We start from the raw sequence: 14917 nt of genomic DNA, 5'->3' as shown, positions 1-14917 counted from the left end.
GGCATGGATTCCGTCACATACCGTCTGAACACGACCGTTTCGCATCGCGGGTTTTCCCCATACGTTCATTTCGATTGCGTCAACGGTCCCCAAAACGGCGCCCTTTCGGTCAGGCTGAGCGCTCCCGTCCGCTCGTTCCTTGACCTGAGGGATGCCGATGAACCACACCGCCCCCGAGCGTGATCCCATATCCGGCCCGAGACGCCTGGCCCGCATAGCCGCGGCCGTGGGCGTGGTGGCCGCCCTCTCCGCGGCCGGACCGGTGCCGATGGCCCTCGCCGCGGAGCCGTCCCCCGCCCCGGCCGCCGATCCCGGCGTCAAGTCCGCCCACGACAAGCTGGGTTCGGACGACGCCGCCCTGCTCGCCGAGGCCAAGGCCGACGGCGACAAGAGCGTCACCCTGATGATCGCGACCTCGCCCGGGAAGACGGAGCAGGTCGCCGGGGAACTGGACGCGGTCGACGGCGGCCTGGTGGGCCGCACGGACGACAAGCTCGGCTATGTCCGGGCCACCGTCCCGACGAGCCGCGCGGACTCGGCCATCGCCGCCGCCGTGAAGCTCTCCTCCGTGCGGGCCATCGACCTCAAGCAGGAGATCCCGCTGGACGACCCGGTGCCCACGGGCGCCAAGTCCCCCTCCGGCAAGGCCGCTTACCCCGCGCCGGGCCGGAACACCCCGGCGGAGAACCCGTACAACCCCTCCTTCGAGACCGGTGCCGTCGAGTTCGTCCGGGACCACCCGAAGGCGGACGGGCGCGGGGTCACCATCGGCATCCTCGACTCCGGCGTCGACCTCGGCCACCCGGCGCTGCGCACCACCACCACCGGCGAGCGGAAGATCGTCGACTGGGTGACCGCGACCGACCCGGTCACCGACGGCGACGGCACCTGGCGGCGGATGACCACCGGCGTCACCGGCCCGGCCTTCTCCGTCACCACCGCGCAGGGCGCCGAGAGGTTCACGGCGCCCGAGGGCTCGTACAAGTTCAACTACATGTACGAGTCCGCCACCGCCGGCGGCGACGAGAAGGGCGACCTCAACCGGGACGGCGACACCACCGACGCCTGGGGCGTGCTGTACGACCCGGCGGCCGGCACGGTCCGCGTCGACACCAACGACAACCTGGACTTCACCGACGACCCGGCGATGAAGCCGTACAAGGACGGCTTCCAGGTCGGCTACTTCGGCACCGACGACCCGGCGACCGACGTCGCCGAACGCGTCCCGTTCGTGGTGGAGACCCGCAAGGACGTCGTCTACAACGCCGCCGGCGCCAAGGCCGACTACGTCAACATCGGGGTCATCGAGTCCGAGCACGGCACCCATGTCGCCGGCATCACCGCCGCCCACGGCCTGTTCGGCGGGAAGATGAACGGCGCGGCCCCCGGCGCGAAGATCGTGTCCTCGCGGGCCTGCACCTGGACCGGCGGCTGCACCAACGTCGCCCTCACCGAGGGCATGATCGACCTGGTGACCAAGCGCGGTGTCGACATCGTCAACATGTCGATCGGCGGACTGCCCGCGCTCAACGACGGCAACAACGCGCGCGCCGAGCTGTACACCCGGCTCATCGACACCTACGGCGTCCAGCTGGTGATCTCCGCCGGCAACTCCGGGCCGGGCGCCAACACCATCGGCGACCCGGGCCTGGCCGACAAGGTGATCTCGGTCGGCGCGACCATCTCCAAGGAGACCTGGGCCGCCAACTACGGCTCGGTCGTGGAGAAGAAGTACGCGATGATGCCGTTCTCCTCGCGCGGCCCGCGTGAGGACGGCGGCTTCACCCCGACCCTGAGCGCGCCCGGCGCCGCGATCAACACCACCCAGACCTGGCTGCCGGGCGGTCCGGTCGCCGAGGCGGGCTACTCCCTCCCGGCCGGCTACTCGATGCTCCAGGGCACCTCGATGGCCTCCCCGCAGGCCACCGGCGCCTCCGCGCTGCTGCTGTCGGCCGCGAAGCGCGAGGGCGTCGACCTCACCCCCGCCCGGCTGCGCACCGCGCTGACCTCGACCGCCGACCACATCAAGGGCGTCCAGGCGTACGAGGAGGGCGCGGGCCTGATCAACATCGTGGACGCCTGGGACGCCATCGAGGACGGCGCCACCGCCCACGACTACACCGTCAAGGCGCCGGTCGACACCGCGATCGACGACGCCCTGAAGACCCCCGGCTACGGCACCGGCCTGTACGACCGCGAGGGCGGCCTGAAGGCGGGCCAGAAGAAGACGTACGACGTGACGATCACCCGTACGTCCGGCCCGGACAAGGCGGTCCGGCACGAGCTGCACTTCGAGAACAACGCCGGACACACCTTCCGGATCGTCGGTGACGACGTGGTGCGGCTCCCGCTGAACCAGCCGGTGACGGTCGAGGTGCAGGCGGCGCCCGGGTCCGCGGGCCTCAAGAGCGCGATCCTCGAGGTCGACGACCCGAAGACCGAGGGCGTCGACAAGCAGATCCTCACCACGGTCGTCGTCGCCGAGCCGGTGAAGTACACCTACTCCGCGTCCGGTTCGGTGCAGCGCAACAGCACCCGGTCGTACTTCCTGACCGTGCCCGAGGGCGCCACGAGCCTGGAGGTCGCCCTCGGCGGGCTGAAGGACGGCAGCCAGACCCGGTTCATCGCCATCCACCCCTACGGCGTCCCGTCCGACACCACCGGCACGCCGTACTGCTACCACAACTACCTGGACGGCAACGGCTGCAAGCCCGGCGTGCGCGCGTACGCCGACCCGCAGCCCGGCGTCTGGGAGGTCGAGGTCGAGTCCCGGCGCACCTCCCCGCTGCTGGACAACCCCTACCGGCTGGACGTCTCCGTCCTCGGCGCGGCCTTCGACCCGGAGACCGTGACCGTGCCCGAGGCCAAGGTCGGGACCCCGGTCGCCGCGTCCTGGAAGGTGACCAACGGGTACGCCCCGCTGGACGGCACGCTGACCGGCGGCCCGCTCGGCTCCGCCGAGTCCGCCCGGCCGGCGATCAAGCAGGGCGAGACCCGGACCACCACGGTGACCGTCCCGGCCGGCGCGACCTCGCTCGACGTCGCCATCGGGCGGGTCTCGGACGCGGCGGCCGACCTGGACCTGGCGGTGTACGACGCGGCGGGCAAGGAGGTCGGCAAGTCCGCCGACGGCGACTCGGAGGAGGCGGTCTCCGTGCCGTCCCCGGCCGCCGGCACCTACACGATCGAGGTCGTGGGCTACGCCGTCCCGTCCGGTTCGACCGACTACGACTACCGGGACGTGTTCTTCTCCTCCGCCCTCGGCTCCGTCACGGTCGCCGACGCGGCCCCGGTGCACCTCGCCACGGGCGCCTCGGCGACGGTCACCGGCCAGGTCACGGCCGCGGCCGAGGCCCCGGCGGGCCGCGAGTTCTTCGGCCGGGTGCGGCTGGTGAACGCGCACGGCACGACGGCGGGCACGGCGAGCGTGAAGATCGGCAAGGTCACGCCGTAACGGGGTGACGGCCGGCGTCGAGGGGCGGGTGTCCGTACGGGCACCCGCCCCTTCTCGTGCGCCGAGGACCGGCGGCCGGCCGCAGAGGCGTACGTCACACCCTCGTATGGCCGGGGCCGGCGCGGGCAGGGGCGGGACGGCACAGCTTGCGGCGCGGGGCCGCCGCGGAGGGAATTCCTCCAGCCCGACGGGGTCCCGGGCGGACGTGCGGAACCGTTCCCGGGGCGGCCGTGTCCCATTCCTCGGGCACGCTGGGCAAAGAATTGGACAGGTGGACCGGGGTGGGCCGCATCATGGAAACGCCCCGGTCAGGCAAGCAACACACAAGAGGGAGTCGCCGTGAGGGTCGGAATCGTCGGAGCCACCGGTCAGGTGGGCACGGTCATGCGCAGGATCCTCACGGAGCGCGACTTCCCGGTCACGCAGCTGCGCCTGTTCGCCTCGGCCCGCTCGGCCGGGACCGTGCTGGACGGTGTGACGGTGGAGGACGCGGCGACCGCGGACTACACCGGCCTGGACATCGTGCTCTTCTCGGCGGGCGGCGCGACCTCCAAGGCGCTGGCCGAAAAGGTCGCCTCCCAGGGCGCCGTCGTGATCGACAACTCCTCGGCCTGGCGCAAGGACCCCGAGGTCCCGCTGGTGGTCTCCGAGGTGAACCCGCACGCGATCGCCGACCGCCCCAAGGGCATCATCGCCAACCCGAACTGCACCACCATGGCCGCGATGCCGGTGCTGCGGCCGCTGCACGAGGAGGCCGGCCTCGAGGCACTGGTCGTCGCCACCTACCAGGCGGTGTCCGGCTCGGGTCTCGCGGGCGTGGCCGAACTGCACGGCCAGGTGCAGAAGGTGGCCGCCGAGGCCGACAAGCTCACCCACGACGGCGCGGCCGTCGACTTCCCCGAGCCGCAGGTCTACAAGCGCACGATCGCCTTCAACGTGCTCCCGCTGGCGGGTTCGATCGTCGACGACGGTCTGAACGAGACCGACGAGGAGCAGAAGCTGCGCAACGAGTCCCGCAAGATCCTGGAGATCCCTGAGCTGAAGGTGTCCGGCACCTGTGTGCGCGTGCCGGTCTTCTCCGGCCACTCCCTCCAGGTCAACGCCCGCTTCGCCCGTCCCCTGAGCCCGGAGCGCGCCACCGAGCTGCTGGCGAAGGCGCCCGGGGTGGCCCTGTCCGACATCCCGACCCCGCTCCAGGCGGCCGGCCAGGACCCGTCGTACGTCGGCCGTATCCGCCGCGACGAGACGGTGGACAACGGTCTGGCGCTGTTCATCTCCAACGACAACCTCCGCAAGGGTGCCGCGCTGAACGCGGTGCAGATCGCGGAGCTGGTGGCGGCGGAGCTGTCGGGGAAGTAACGGCACCCACGCGGTCGGGGGCGGTCACGGTGACGTGGCCGCCCCTTGCTCGTCGCGGCCCGGGGTCAGGGCCGCGAGCCCGGCGAGCACACCGCCCGTGAGCAGGACGGCGGTCGTCCCGGGTCCGTCCGCGAGCCGTCCGCCGGCCAGCGCGCCGAGCGCGATGGCCGCGTTGAACACCCCCGCGAACAGGGCGGACGCGGCCTCCGGGGCCCCGGGCGCGGCGGCCGTGAGGGCCCGCTGCCCGGACACGGACACCCCGCCGTACGCCAGTCCCCACACCAGCAGCAGCGCGGCCGACCCGGCGGCGGAGCGGCCCGCCGGGGCGAGCAGCACCACGACCGCGCCGAGCACCGTGGCGATCAGCCGCAGGGCGCGGCGCGGACGGCGGGCGGCGAGCGCCCCGCCCGCGAAGTTCCCGGCGACGCCCGCGAGTCCGTAGCCGAGCAGCAGGGTGCCGACCAGGCCCGGCCCGGTGCCCGGGGTGCGTTCCAGGACGGGCCGGACGTAGGTGTAGGCGGCGAAGTGGCCCGTGACCAGCAGGGCGACGGTGACGAGCAGCCACCGCACCCGTGCGGCGCCGAGCAGCCGGGGGAACGTGCCGAGGCGGACGGCGCCCTCGGCGGGCAGCGGCGGCAGGACGACGGCCAGGCCGGCCGCCACCAGCAGCGCGCAACCGGTCATCGCGGCGAAGGCGGTGCGCCAGCCCGCCACCGCGCCGAGGAAGGTCCCGGCGGGCACCCCCAGCACCGAGGCGACCGCGATCCCGCTGAAGACCAGCGCGGTGGCCCGGCCGGCCGACGGCCCGGGCAGCAGCCGCGCGCCGAGCCCGGCGGCCACCGCCCACACCCCGCCCATGCACACCCCGACCAGCAGCCGGGCGACGAGCACCACGGGGAAGGCGGGGGCGAGCGCGGTGAGCAGATTGGCGGCGGCCAGCAGGAGCAGCAGCGCGCACAGCACGGTGCGGCGGTCGGCGCGGCGCACGGCGACCGGCAGCAGCGGGGCGGCGACGGCGGCGACCAGTCCGGGCAGGGTGACCGCGAGGCCCGCGGTGCCGGCGGAGACGTCCAGTCCCGTGCCGAGCGAGGTGAGCAGGCCGACGGGGAGCATCTCGGTGGTGACGACGGCGAAGGTGGCGCCGGCGAGCATCCCGACGGCGGCCCAGGGGCGGTCCGTGCGGTCTGACGGGGTGTCGGTCCGGCGGTCGGGGTGGCGGGTACGGGTGCGGGGGTGGGGGGTTCGGTGGAAGACCATGCCTTCCAGCCTTTGCCGCGGGCGGCGCGGGAACAACGGCGATCCGCTCACCCTTGCATGAGCGGGAGTGATCGGCGGAGGGAGTCGCGTGTCCGGGCTGGAGCTGAGGGAGTTGGAGTGCTTTCTGGTGCTCGCCGAGGAGCTGCACTTCGGCCGGGCCGGGGAGCGGTTGTTCGTGTCGCAGAGCCGGGTGAGCCAGCTGCTGGCCGCGCTGGAGCGCCGGGTGGGCGCCCGGCTGGTGCACCGCTCCAGCCGCCGGGTGGCGCTGACCCCGCTCGGCGAACGCTTCCTGGAGCGGCTGCGTCCGGCGTACGGGGCACTGCACGAGGCGGTGGCGGACGCGCGGGCGGTGGCCCGGGGCGGTACCGGCCCGCTGCGGCTCGGTTTCCAGGGGACGGCCTACGCGCCGCTGCTGGAGGCGGTCACGGCGTTCGAGGCGAAGGACGCGGCCCGTTCGGTCGACCTGGTGGAGATCCCGTACGCCGATCCGTTCGGGGCGGTGCGGCGGGGCGCGGTGGACGCGGCGGTGGTGCTGCTGCCGGTCGCGGAGCCGGACCTGGTCGTCGGGCCGGTGTTCTCCCGGCAGCGGCACACGCTGGCCGTCTCCCGCCGGCACGCGTTCGCCGGCCGGGACCGGGTCGGCGCGGCGGACCTCGCGGCCGTACCGCTGATCGGCGCGGCGGCGCCGGCCCCGCCGTACTGGCGGGCCGCCCGCGCCCCCGGCGCGCTGCCCGGCCCGGCGGCCACCACCCTTCAGGAGGCCCTGTCCCTGGCCGCCGCCGGCCGCGGCGCCCTGCTGCTGTGCCACCCCACGGCCGCCCAGCACCGGCGCACCGACATCGCCTACGTCCCCGTCGACGGTGTCCCCGACTCCGAACTGGCCCTGATCTGGCACCGGGACGCGGAGACGGAGACGGTACGGGAGTTCGCCCGGACGCTGGCGGAGGCGGAGGCGGGGCGGGCGGCGGGCTGACGCCGGCAGGGCGGTGCCGGGCGGGCGCCGGGGCCCGAGATGCCGAGCCGTCGGGGGGCCGCTAGCGTGTTGGAGGAGGGCCGCGGTCGGGCGGTGCCCGCCGTCGGCGAGCGCCCTGGTCACGAGGCCCGGCCGGGCACACGGGACGTGCCCTCGCCCCCGCGGCATCACCTGTGTACCGCGCGTGCCCGAGCGCACCGCGGTGACACCCATCGCCCCCGTGCCGGACAACCCCACGAGGGCGTGGAAGGGAAGGTAGGCCCATGAAAGCACTACGCGTGAGGCGTCTCCTCGCGGCATCCGCGGCCGGCGCCGTCCTGGCCGGTGGCGCGGCCATCGGCACGGCGGGCACGGCCTCGGCGGCCACGCCGGGGCAGGTCTCCACCCACCACGGCTGTTTCGACCGCGGCGGCTGGGGCAACGGCTGCGGCTTCCGGAACAACTTCTTCGGCAACGGCTTCCACAACGGACTCGTCGGCACCGGTGTCGTGGTGATCGTGGTGGGCTGAGCGCGCGACGCGGACCAGCGGCACACGGAAGGCCGTCCCCGGGCGGCCTTCCGCGTGTGCGCCCTCCTCTCGGCGCACGTCCTCCGGCGCCACGGGCACCGGCGGGAACCGGACATCGCGTTCCCCGTCACTCCCATGGAAGGATGGCGCAACCGACACATAACGAGGAGATGACCGCGTGCCTGGCACAAACCTGACTCGCGAAGAGGCGCAGCAGCGGGCCGAGCTGCTCACCGTTGACTCGTACGAGATCGATCTCGACCTCTCCGGCGCGCAGGGTGGGGGTACCTACCGGTCCGTGACCACGGTGCGCTTCGACGTGGCCCGGGGCGGCACCGAGTCCTTCATCGACCTGGTGGCGCCCACCGTCCACGAGGTGGTCCTCAACGGCGACCCGCTCGATCCGGCCGAGGTCTTCAAGGACTCCCGGATCGCGCTGCCGGGCCTGCTCGAGGGCCCCAACGTCCTGCGGGTCGTCGCGGACTGCGCCTACACCAACACCGGCGAGGGCCTGCACCGCTTCGTCGACCCGGTGGACGAGCAGGCGTACCTGTACACGCAGTTCGAGGTGCCGGACGCCCGCCGCGTCTTCGCCTCCTTCGAGCAGCCGGACCTGAAGGCCACCTTCAAGTTCACCGTGAAGGCGCCCGAGGGCTGGACCGTCGTCTCCAACTCGCCCACCCCGGAACCGAAGGACAACGTCTGGTCCTTCGCGCCGACCCCGCGGATCTCGACGTACATCACCGCGCTGATCGCCGGTCCGTACCACTCCGTGCACAGCGTGTACGAGAAGGACGGCCGGTCGGTGCCGCTCGGCATCTACTGCCGGCCCTCGCTCGCCGAGTTCCTGGACGCGGACGCCATCTTCGAGGTCACCCGGCAGGGCTTCGACTGGTTCCAGGAGAAGTTCGACTACGCGTACCCGTTCGAGAAGTACGACCAGCTGTTCGTGCCCGAGTTCAACGCCGGCGCGATGGAGAACGCGGGCGCGGTGACCATCCGCGACCAGTACGTCTTCCGGTCCAAGGTGACCGACGCGGCGTACGAGGTGCGCGCGGAGACGATCCTGCACGAGCTGGCCCACATGTGGTTCGGCGACCTGGTCACCATGGAGTGGTGGAACGACCTGTGGCTGAACGAGTCGTTCGCCACGTACACGTCGATCGCCTGCCAGGCCGCGGCCCCCGGCTCCCGCTGGCCGCACTCGTGGACCACGTTCGCCAACTCCATGAAGACCTGGGCGTACCGGCAGGACCAGCTGCCGTCCACGCACCCGATCATGGCGGACATCCGCGACCTGGACGACGTGCTCGTCAACTTCGACGGCATCACCTACGCCAAGGGCGCCAGCGTGCTGAAGCAGCTGGTGGCGTACGTCGGCGAGGACGAGTTCTTCAAGGGCGTGCAGGCGTACTTCAAGCGGCACGCCTTCGGCAACACCCGCCTGTCGGACCTGCTGGGTGCCCTGGAGGAGACCTCCGGCCGGGACCTGAAGACCTGGTCGAAGAAGTGGCTGGAGACGGCCGGCATCAACATCCTGCGCCCCGAGGTGGAGACGGACGCCGACGGTGTCATCACCTCCTTCGCGGTGCGCCAGGAGGCCCCGGCGCTGCCCGCCGGCGCCAAGGGCGAGCCGGTGCTGCGCCCGCACCGCATCGCGATCGGCCTGTACGACCTGTCCGACGCGGGCAAGCTGGTGCGCACCGACCGGATCGAGCTGGACGTCGACGGCGAGCTGACGGCCGTCCCGCAGCTGGCCGGCCGCCGCCGCCCGGCCGTGGTGCTGCTCAACGACGACGACCTGTCGTACGCCAAGGTCCGGCTGGACGAGCGGTCGCTCGCGGTGGTCACCGAGCACCTCGGCGACTTCACCGAGTCGCTGCCGCGCGCGCTGTGCTGGGCGTCGGCCTGGGACATGACGCGGGACGCCGAACTGGCCACCCGTGACTACCTCTCCCTGGTGCTGTCCGGCATCGGCAAGGAGTCCGACATCGGTGTGGTGCAGTCGCTGCACCGGCAGGTGAAGCTGGCCATCGACCTGTACGCCGACCCGGCCACGCGCGAGGCGCTGCTGACCCGCTGGACCGACGCCACGCTGGCCCATCTGCGCGCGGCCGAGGCGGGCAGCGACCACCAGCTGGCCTGGGCACGGGCGTTCGCGGCGACCGCGCGCACGCCGGAGCAGCTGGACCTGCTGGAGGCCCTGCTCGACGGCACGCAGACCATCGAGGGCCTGGCCGTGGACACCGAGCTGCGCTGGGCGTTCGTGGAGCGGCTCGCGGCGGTCGGCCGGTACGACGAGACGGAGATCGCGGCCGAGTACGAGCGGGACAAGACGGCGGCCGGTGAGCGGCACGCGGCCACCGCCCGCGCCGCGCGGCCCACGCCGGAGGCGAAGGCGGAGGCGTGGGCCTCGGTCGTCGACTCCGACAAGCTGCCCAACGCCGTGCAGGAGGCCGTGATCGGCGGCTTCGTGCAGACCGACCAGCGGGAGCTGCTCGCGCCGTACACGGACCGCTACTTCGAGGTCCTCAAGGACGTGTGGGCGTCCCGCTCGCACGAGATCGCCCAGCAGATCGCCGTCGGCCTGTACCCGGCGGTCCAGGTGTCCGAGGACACCTTGGCCAAGACGGACACCTGGCTGTCCACGGCCGACCCGACCGCGGCCCTGCGCCGCCTGGTCTCGGAGTCCCGCGCGGGCATCGAACGGGCCCTGAAGGCCCAGGCGGCGGACGCGGCGGCGACGAGCCGCTGACCCACCGCCGAAGGGCGCCCGGTCTCCGTACCGGGCGCCCTTTCGTGTGCGCGTCTCATCAGCGCAGGGCGAGGAGAACCCGGCCGCGCAGCGTCTCGTCCTCGATCGTGTCAGCGGGACGCCAGGCTGCGTCCGTCACCTCCTCGGTCTGGAGATCACCGACGTCGGCCGCCGTGCGGAACATGAACCGGAAGTCGAAGTGCTGGTGATCGAGTACGCATCGAGCCGCGCCCTTTCACCTGCTTCCATCACGAACCTCTGGCGCGGCCGGAAGACCGCATTTGAATTCCGTCCACACGATCTTGCCGGGGTTCTGCCGGGTGACGCCGAAGTCGTCGGCAAGGGCACTCACGATGCGAAGCCCCCTGCCCCCGCACCCCTCGGCCGGGCCCCGCACGATCTCCGGGTCTCCGCCTCCGCTGTCCCGCACTTCGATGCGGATCACTGAGTCGCCCCCGACAACTCCCACGGAGAACTCGCGCCCCGGCGGCACGCCGTGCAGTACGGCATTCGTGGCCAGCTCCGAGACGCAGATGAGTACGTCGTCATGCCGGTCGAGGTATCCCCACTGCGTCAGGGTTTCGAGCACGAACGCCCGGGCGGCTCTGACGGATCTGGGAGAGCGGGGAAAACGTCGTTGCCGTAAAAGGGACATGCCGCACCACCACCTCGCTGCAGGTTGCACGATCGATGACACCATATCGCCTTTCGCGAAATGCAGTAAGGTTGGTCACTCGTTAGGGCGTCACCGATGTGCGTCACTTACCGTGTAGACCGGCAAGGTCGGCGACCGACTCAGGAGGACACTGTGGGCGACAGCACGTGGGTCAGTACTTCGATGCCGTACCTGACGCCACGGGAGCAGGGGCAGCCCGATGCTTGGGGAGTCGAGGCCGCGGCGAGAGGCGGCAAGGGCAGTCAGCGCATCGTGCAGGCAGGGGAAGTGCCCGCCCCGGAGGAAGTCGCCGCTCTCCTGGATGTGCCCGTGGGAGAGACCGTTGTCGTACGCCGACGGATCATCCAGTTGGACGATGAGCCCTGCGAGTTGACGGACACGTACTACCCCGCCCGCGTGGCCCGCGGGACTCCTCTCGCCCGGAAAGGGAAAATCCCCGGTGGAGCGGTGACCCTGCTGGCCGAACTCGGCCACATCGGCAGGCGTGTGTGTGAGGACGTGACCGCTCGGCTGCCCAGCGCGGAGGAGCGCGACGCCTTGCAACTGGCCCCCGATGCGCCGGTCCTCACCCTGAGCAGGGTCACTCTGGACGGCGAGGACCGGCCCATTCAGGTCGACATGATGGTCATGCCGGCCCACAGGCAGCGACTGCGCTACGAGATGCGGATCGGATGATCGTGCCCACTACGGATACCAGTGCCGAGGACCGACGGTCCCTGCACGAGCGGATTGCCGCCGACCTGCGGGACGACATCATGAGCGGCAACCTGGCGCCGGGCTCCGCCCTGCCGTCGACCGCTCAGCTCAAGGCGAAGTTCAATGCCTCCAACGCGACCATTCAAAAGGCGCTTCAACTGCTCAAGGACGAGCGACTCGTGGTCGGCCGCGCCGGAGCCTCCGTCACCGTCCGCGCGCATCGGCAGCGCACCATGCGCCCCGCTTCGTACATGGCTCCAGCCGGGGCGGGGGAGCCTTTCCGCTGGCTTACCGAGGCCGGGAAGCTGGGCTCCGAGGCCCGCAGCACCCTCCTCGGCGTGAGTGAGGTCCGGCCTCCCGCCGACGTCGCGGCGGTCCTGGGCATCGCCGACGACGAGACGGTCTTCCTGCGTCATCAGGTGCTCTCCATCGACGGGGAACCGGTCGAACTGGTCAAGTCGTACTACCCGTCGGCACTCGCCAGAGGGACCGCCATCGCGGAGAAGCGGAAGATCAGGGGCGGCACCCCGGCCCTGCTCGCCGAACTCGGTTTTCCGCCACGCCTGAGTGTGGACCGCGTCTCCGCACGAGTGCCGACCCAGGAGCAGCACCAGGCATTGCGCCTGCCGAGCGACCTTCCGGTGCTCCGAACCCTGCGTGTCGTGTACAGCGACGACGACCGCCCCATCGAAGCCACCGTCATGGTCAAGGCGGGGCACCTCTACGAAGTGCAGTACGAGTTCACACCGGAGTGACCCGGGCATGCCGGTGCCGGACGGGCGCTCGGTCCGTCCGGCGGGGATGGCGTGGACGCCCCGACCGTTCAGTACAGCTGAAAAGAATCATCCAAAAGATTCGATGGACCTGATGCTTCCGGCCCTGCAACGGTAGAACCACCGCCCCGTCCGAGCCGAGCAGAAAGGCCCCCTATGCCCGCAGCCGCGCACCAGACCGCCACCACCCCCGCGACCGCCACCACCCCCGCGCCCCGCGCCACCCGCTCCCGGCAGGCCGCCGCGCCCCTCCTCGGCCTGGCCTGTGCCGCGCTCGCCACCCTCGTCTGGTCCGGCAGCTTCGTCACCTCACGCGGCCTGCACGACAGCGTCCCGCCCGTCCAGCACGCCTTCTGGCGGTGGGTGATCGCGCTGCTCGCCGTCGCCCCCTTCGGCGCCCGCCGGGCCTGGCGGCAACGGCACCTCTTCCGGCGGCACGCCCGCTACGTCCTCCTCGTCTCCCTCCTCGGCGTCGCCCTCTACAACACCCTGGTCAACCAGGCCGGCCTGACCACCCCGGCCGCCACCATGGGCATGATCATGGCCGCCTCACCGGTGCTCATGGCCGTCTTCGACCGGCTCGGCGGGGTACGGCTGGGCGCGCGGCGCACCACCGGGCTGCTCCTGGCCTGCGCGGGCGTGGTGCTGCTCGTGGCCGGCGGCGGCGCGGGCTTCACCCCGGGCACCCTGTGGATGCCGGCCGCCGCCTGCTGCTTCGCCGGCTACAGCGCGCTGCTGCGCCGCCGGCCGGCCGAACTCGACAGCACCGCCTTCCTGTTCACCACCTTCCTCGCCGGCACCGTGCTGCTGCTGCCCGCGCACGCCGTCAGCCTCGCCGCGCAGGGCGGCTTCGACCCCGTGCCCGGCACGGTGCTGCCCCTGCTCTACGTCGGCGTGGCCTCCTCCGCGCTCGCCTTCTTCGCCTGGAACAAGGCCGTCGCCCTGATCGGCGCCACCCGCGCCGGCATCGTCTACTACCTCCAGCCGGTCTGCGTGGCCGCGCTGTCCTGGGCGCTGCTCGGCGAACACACCGGCGCCGTGGGCCTGGTGTGCCTGGCGCTGATCCTGGCCGGGGTGGTGCTGGGCGCGGGCTCCCGCCGCTGACCGTGCCCTGTAGCGTGCGCGCATGAGCGAGTGGGATCTGAGGAAGCTGCGGATTCTGCGCACCCTGCGCGAACGGGGCACGGTCACCGCGACCGCCGCGGCCCTGCACATGACCCCGTCCGCGGTGTCCCAGCAGCTCACCAATCTGGCCGCCCAGCTCGGTGTGGACCTGCTGGAGGCGCACGGCCGCCGGGTCCGGCTCACCGACGCGGCCCGGCTGGTGCTGGCGCACACGGAGCCGGTGTTCGAGCAGCTGGAGCGGGCGGACGCGGCCCTCGCGGCCTACGCCCACGGCGACGCCGGGGAGGTCCGCGTCGGCGCCTTCCCGACCGCCGTCCCCGCCCTGGTCGTCCCGGCCGTACGGGCCCTGCGCGACACCCACCCCCGGGTGACCGTCCGGGTCCGGGAGACGGAGGCCGCCGAGGCCTACCGGCTGCTGGCCGCCGGCGACGTCGACCTGGCCCTGTCCCTGGCGGCCGAGGCACCCGGCGCCGCCGACCCCCGCTTCACCCACGTCCCGCTGCTCGCCGACCCGCTGGACGTGGCCCTGCCCCCGGACCACCCGCTGGCCTCGGCCCCCGGCCTGACCCTCACCGACCTCGCCGCCGAGCCCTGGATCTACGGCGGCAGCGGCCCCTGGTCCGACATCACCCGCCGCGCCTGCGAGGCGGCCGGCTTCACCCCCCACCAGGGCCACTCGGCCTCCGGCTGGACCGCGATCCTCGCCATGGTGGAGGCGGGCATGGGGGTGGCCCTGGTCCCGAGGATGGCGGCCGGCCGGCGCGCGGGCGTGGTCCTCAGGGAACTGGGCTCCGACGGCCCGGTACGGCACGTGGTGGCAGCGGTGCGCAGCGGCGGTGCCGCCGCCCCGGCGACCGCCAGGGTCCTCGACGCCCTGCGCCGGGCAGCGGACCCGACGTCCGAGGAGTGAGAACGCACGGACGGCACCCGCACCCCCCGCGGGCACGCGAAAACGCCGAGGGCGCCGGTCTCACCCGGGTACGGCGCACGCGCGTACCGGCGGGAGGACGGGCGCCCCCGGCGAACGATCCGGCGGGGCGGTCAGGCCTTGGCCCCTGCCCCGGACTTGACGTTGACGTTGGACGAGGTGGTGTCCTTCTTGGCCCGCGACTTGTCCAGCAGCATGACCAGACCGGCGATCACCGCGAACAGCACCAGCGGGAGGAAGACGTACAGGCCCAGCGTCTGGATGACGCTCAGGCCCGGGCCGGGGTCGTCACCGTCGTCGCGGGTCAGCGCGAGCGCGGGGGACGACATGAGCAGCATCATCAGCGTCGTACCGGCGGCCAGGGCGCCGGCGCGCAGGGCGTTGTTCTTGTCCACGCATTCAAGTTAGCGAA

13 protein-coding genes are annotated in these 14917 nt (G+C 72.5%); 9 read left to right on the top strand and 4 right to left on the bottom strand.

All coding sequences use genetic code 11. The features are described from left to right. The first annotated feature begins 157 nt into the window (after positions 1-157). Positions 158-3454: a S8 family serine peptidase gene (locus IE251_RS37900; RefSeq protein WP_189757487.1), complete on the top strand. Its 3297-nt coding sequence runs from the start codon at positions 158-160 to the stop codon at positions 3452-3454. Positions 3455-3793: 339 nt separating this feature from the next. Beyond that, positions 3794-4813, top strand: a complete 1020-nt coding sequence (locus IE251_RS37895) for an aspartate-semialdehyde dehydrogenase (protein WP_189757486.1) — start codon at positions 3794-3796, stop codon at positions 4811-4813. Positions 4814-4837: 24 nt separating this feature from the next. Here the strand turns inward: IE251_RS37895 and IE251_RS37890 are convergent, their stop codons facing one another. Further along, positions 4838-5965 (bottom strand): MFS transporter, encoded by a 1128-nt coding sequence (locus IE251_RS37890; RefSeq protein ID WP_229897121.1) that lies wholly within the window; start codon positions 5963-5965, stop codon positions 4838-4840. Between the two features lie 193 nt (positions 5966-6158). Between IE251_RS37890 and IE251_RS37885 the strand changes: the two genes are divergently transcribed. The 3 genes from IE251_RS37885 (at position 6159) to pepN (ending at position 10307) form a co-directional block, all read left to right on the top strand. Continuing rightward, entirely contained in the window at positions 6159-7043 is an 885-nt protein-coding gene (locus IE251_RS37885; protein WP_189757484.1) for a LysR family transcriptional regulator, read from the top strand. Positions 7044-7306: 263 nt separating this feature from the next. Continuing rightward, a complete protein-coding gene (locus tag IE251_RS37880) occupies positions 7307-7552 on the top strand; it encodes a hypothetical protein (protein ID WP_229897118.1) in 246 nt (81 codons plus the stop codon). Between the two features lie 178 nt (positions 7553-7730). Next, positions 7731-10307: an aminopeptidase N gene (gene pepN / locus IE251_RS37875; RefSeq protein ID WP_189757483.1), complete on the top strand. Its 2577-nt coding sequence runs from the start codon at positions 7731-7733 to the stop codon at positions 10305-10307. Between the two features lie 58 nt (positions 10308-10365). Here the strand turns inward: pepN and IE251_RS41835 are convergent, their stop codons facing one another. Both IE251_RS41835 and IE251_RS37865 read right to left on the bottom strand, forming a co-directional pair. Further along, positions 10366-10491 (bottom strand): hypothetical protein, encoded by a 126-nt coding sequence (locus IE251_RS41835; RefSeq protein ID WP_267925170.1) that lies wholly within the window; start codon positions 10489-10491, stop codon positions 10366-10368. Positions 10492-10542: 51 nt separating this feature from the next. After that, positions 10543-10962 carry an ATP-binding protein gene (locus IE251_RS37865; RefSeq protein WP_189757482.1) on the bottom strand — a complete coding sequence of 140 codons (420 nt, stop codon included), beginning with the start codon at positions 10960-10962 and terminating at the stop codon, positions 10543-10545. A 153-nt stretch (positions 10963-11115) separates the two neighbouring features. Between IE251_RS37865 and IE251_RS37860 the strand changes: the two genes are divergently transcribed. The 4 genes from IE251_RS37860 (at position 11116) to IE251_RS37845 (ending at position 14487) form a co-directional block, all read left to right on the top strand. Beyond that, positions 11116-11658 carry a GntR family transcriptional regulator gene (locus tag IE251_RS37860; RefSeq protein ID WP_189757481.1) on the top strand — a complete coding sequence of 181 codons (543 nt, stop codon included), beginning with the start codon at positions 11116-11118 and terminating at the stop codon, positions 11656-11658. Further along, positions 11655-12434 carry a GntR family transcriptional regulator gene (locus IE251_RS37855; protein ID WP_189757480.1) on the top strand — a complete coding sequence of 260 codons (780 nt, stop codon included), beginning with the start codon at positions 11655-11657 and terminating at the stop codon, positions 12432-12434. Before IE251_RS37860 ends, IE251_RS37855 begins: the two co-directional genes overlap by 4 nt. 174 nt (positions 12435-12608) lie before the next feature. Continuing rightward, positions 12609-13556: a DMT family transporter gene (locus IE251_RS37850; RefSeq protein WP_189757479.1), complete on the top strand. Its 948-nt coding sequence runs from the start codon at positions 12609-12611 to the stop codon at positions 13554-13556. A gap of 22 nt (positions 13557-13578) precedes the next feature. Then, positions 13579-14487, top strand: coding sequence for a LysR family transcriptional regulator (locus tag IE251_RS37845; RefSeq protein ID WP_189757478.1), 909 nt, complete (start codon positions 13579-13581; stop codon positions 14485-14487). Between the two features lie 131 nt (positions 14488-14618). Here the strand turns inward: IE251_RS37845 and IE251_RS37840 are convergent, their stop codons facing one another. Continuing rightward, positions 14619-14900 carry a hypothetical protein gene (locus tag IE251_RS37840; RefSeq protein ID WP_181798617.1) on the bottom strand — a complete coding sequence of 94 codons (282 nt, stop codon included), beginning with the start codon at positions 14898-14900 and terminating at the stop codon, positions 14619-14621. Positions 14901-14917: the final 17 nt, after the last annotated feature.

Source organism: Streptomyces eurythermus (genome assembly GCF_014649115.1).
GTDB classification, from domain to species: Bacteria; Actinomycetota; Actinomycetes; order Streptomycetales; family Streptomycetaceae; genus Streptomyces; species Streptomyces eurythermus.
Note: the sequence above shows the minus strand (reverse complement) of the source record. Positions and strands in the feature narration are given on the sequence as shown.

Bases quoted from the DNA above. Each gene is read 5' to 3' on its own strand.
- IE251_RS37900 (WP_189757487.1), top strand. From the start codon at position 158: ATGAACCACACCGCCCCCGAGCGTGATCCCATATCCGGCCCGAGACGC.
- IE251_RS37890 (WP_229897121.1), bottom strand. From the start codon at position 5,965: ATGCTCGCCGGCGCCACCTTCGCCGTCGTCACCACCGAGATGCTCCCC.
- IE251_RS37880 (WP_229897118.1), top strand. From the start codon at position 7,307: ATGAAAGCACTACGCGTGAGGCGTCTCCTCGCGGCATCCGCGGCCGGC.
- IE251_RS41835 (WP_267925170.1), bottom strand. From the start codon at position 10,491: ATGTTCCGCACGGCGGCCGACGTCGGTGATCTCCAGACCGAGGAGGTG.
- IE251_RS37865 (WP_189757482.1), bottom strand. From the start codon at position 10,962: ATGTCCCTTTTACGGCAACGACGTTTTCCCCGCTCTCCCAGATCCGTC.
- IE251_RS37855 (WP_189757480.1), top strand. From the start codon at position 11,655: ATGATCGTGCCCACTACGGATACCAGTGCCGAGGACCGACGGTCCCTG.
- IE251_RS37850 (WP_189757479.1), top strand. From the start codon at position 12,609: ATGCCCGCAGCCGCGCACCAGACCGCCACCACCCCCGCGACCGCCACC.
- IE251_RS37845 (WP_189757478.1), top strand. From the start codon at position 13,579: ATGAGCGAGTGGGATCTGAGGAAGCTGCGGATTCTGCGCACCCTGCGC.